At 75.7% G+C, this 2,755-nt stretch carries 3 protein-coding genes; all 3 read left to right on the top strand.

The window, feature by feature from the left end:
• Positions 1-130 precede the first annotated feature (130 nt).
• Positions 131-760 carry a hypothetical protein gene (locus HCN56_RS24910; RefSeq protein ID WP_209313169.1) on the top strand — a complete coding sequence of 210 codons (630 nt, stop codon included), beginning with the start codon at positions 131-133 and terminating at the stop codon, positions 758-760.
• 178 nt (positions 761-938) lie between these two features.
• Entirely contained in the window at positions 939-1,634 is a 696-nt protein-coding gene (locus HCN56_RS24905) for a response regulator (protein ID WP_167974821.1), read from the top strand.
• A gap of 216 nt (positions 1,635-1,850) precedes the next feature.
• Positions 1,851-2,755, top strand: a 905-nt coding sequence (locus tag HCN56_RS24900) for a serine/threonine-protein kinase (protein ID WP_167974819.1), incomplete at its 3' end; no start/stop codon positions are given.

Genomic DNA, 2,755 nt, shown 5'->3' with positions numbered 1-2,755 from the left:
CCGTGCGGCCCCGCCGTCCCGGGCCGCCCGGCCCCCGGACCGGCCCCGGGCGGACGCTGCCCGCGCCGGTGCGGCGGCGGGACGCTGTGCGTGGGTCGAGAACACCACCGTCCCCCCGAGGGAGGCCCGGATGAGCACGCATCAGACCACCGGAGACCGCGCACCGGCAGTCGCCGCAGCGCGACGCCCCGCCGCGGCACCGCAGGACCGGCAGCACGTCGCGCCCGTCCCGCCCGACCGGCGGCGCTCCACCGCCGCCGCCCTGGGAGTGACACGGCTGCTGACCGCCGTCGTCTTCCTGTGGGCCTTCGCCGACAAGGCGTTCGGGCTCGGGTACGCGACCCCGGGCGAGCGGTCCTGGGTCAACGGGGGCTCACCCGCCGGCGGGTACCTCGCCTCGGTCGACGTCGGTCCGATGGCCGGGGTGTTCAACTCCTGGGCCGGCTCGACCCTGGTGGACGTCCTCTTCATGGGCGGCCTGCTGGCCGTCGGCGTCGCCCTCCTCGCCGGCGTCGCGCTGTGGCCGGCGGCGCTCGGCGGCGGGCTGATGATGCTCATGATGTGGGTGGCGGCCTGGCCGCCGGCCCGTGAACTCGCCGACGGCACCCCGTCGATGTCGACCAACCCGCTGGTCGACTACCACCTCCTCTACGTGGCGGTCCTGGTGGTCCTCGCGGCGACCGCCGCCGGTCACCACGCGGGGCTCGGCCGCCGCTGGGAGGAGGTGCCCCTGGTACGACGGTTCCCCTGGCTGCGCTGACCCGACGACGGTCGGCAGGGCCGCGGCGTCCGAGGCGCCGCGGCCCACGCCGTGCGGTGGGAAGCCCCCACCCGGTCCGCCCGGCCTTGTGAGGGGGCCGGGCGGCCCCGTGCGCGGGTGCGGGACAGCGGGGGATGATGGGGCCGGGCCGCAGGGTGCGGGCCCGTAGGGAGGGGTCATGAGCGAGCACGGTGACGGGAGCGGCGGCCCGATCCGGCTCCTGCTGGTGGACGACCACGAGGTGGTGCGGCGCGGCCTGCGGGACCTCTTCGACGCCGAGCCCGGCATCGAGGTCGTCGGCGAGGCGGGCAGCGCGGAGCGGGCCCTGGCGCGCGGCCCCGCCCTCCGCCCGGACGTGGCGGTCCTCGACGTCCGGCTGCCCGACGGCGACGGCATCCGCGTCTGCCGCGAGCTGCGCTCCGCGCTGCCGGGGCTTGCCTGCCTGATGCTGACCTCCTTCGACGACGACGAGGCGCTGCTGGACGCCATCATGGCGGGCGCGGCCGGCTACGTCCTGAAGGAGATACGCGGCGCCGACCTGGTCACGGCGGTGCGCACCGTCGCCTCCGGCCGCTCGATGCTGGACCCCGCGACCACCGCCCGGCTGATGAGCTCGCTGCGCGACACCGACGCGGACGACGACGGGCCGGACGCGTTGGAGGCGCTGACCGCCCGGGAGCGCGAGATCCTGGAGCTGGTGGGGGAGGGGTTGACCAACGCGCAGATCGGGCGGCGGCTCTTCCTGTCGGAGAAGACGGTCAAGAACAACATCTCCCGGATGCTCGCCAAGCTCGGCGTGGAGCGCCGTATCCAGGCGGCGGTGCTCGCCACGCAGGCCCACCCGCCGTCGGCGCCGCGCACCACCCCCCGCTGACGACCATCGTCGTCGAACTGCCGTACCCCCGCTCCTCGTCCGGGTGAAACCGCCGGTGGGCCGGGCGCGCCGCCCGCGCGGCGCGCACCCGGCCGTCGCCGGTCTCGATGCACTGCGTGCCCGGTCCGGCGCTCCCCGTGTCGGTGCCGCCCGCCATACTGGAACCGGCGTGGCGGACCGCCGCCACGGCAGACCCACGGGGGCGAGAGACACCAGATGGCGGAGAGCACCCTGATCCAGGGCCGGTACGAACTCCTGGAGCAGATCGGCCGCGGCGGCATGGGCGAGGTGTGGCGCGCGCGGGACCGGGCGCTGGACCGCCGGGTCGCGGTGAAGTGCCTCAAGCCACTGGGCAACCACCACGAGGAACCGGTGCTGAAGGGGCTCCGCGAGCGCTTCCGCCGGGAGGCCCGGGTCGCCGCGGGGCTCCAGCACCGCGGTATCACCGTCGTCCACGACTTCGGCGAGGACGACGGCGTCCTCTTCCTCGTCATGGAGCTGCTGGAGGGGCGCAACCTCAGCGAGGTCCTCGCCGGCCGCGACCGCGAACCGCTCCCCGAGCCGGACATCGCGGACATCGCCTCCCAGGTGGCCGCGGCGCTGGACCACACCCACCGCCAGGGCATCATCCACCGCGACCTCAAGCCCGCCAACGTCATGCTGCTGGACGACGGTTCGGTCAAGATCTGCGACTTCGGCATCGCCCGCCTGGCGCGCGACATCGGTCTCGCCACCAAGCTCACCACCACCGGCATGGCGATGGGCACCCCCCACTACATGTCCCCCGAGCAGATCTCGGGCACCCCGGCCGACCGCCGCAGCGACCTCTACTCCCTGGGCTGCGTCCTCTACGAACTGGCTTCCGGCGCGCCGCCGTTCGACCTCGGGGACCCCTGGGCCATCCTGGTGGGCCACCGCGACACCCCGCCGGAGCCGCTGCGCGGTCGGCGCCCGGAGCTGTCGGCCGCCCTGGAGGAGCTCGTCCTCGGGCTGCTCGCCAAGGACCCGGAGGAGCGGCCGACCGACGTGGCGCAGCGGACCCGCCGCCTCGCGCTGGCCGCCGCCCGCCACACCGGTGCGCGGCCGATGCCCGGCCCTTCCGGAGCGGCGGCCCTCGCCGG

Source organism: Streptomyces lonarensis (assembly GCF_012033735.1).
Taxonomy (GTDB): Bacteria; Actinomycetota; Actinomycetes; order Streptomycetales; family Streptomycetaceae; genus Streptomyces; species Streptomyces lonarensis.
Note: the sequence above shows the minus strand (reverse complement) of the source record. Positions and strands in the feature narration are given on the sequence as shown.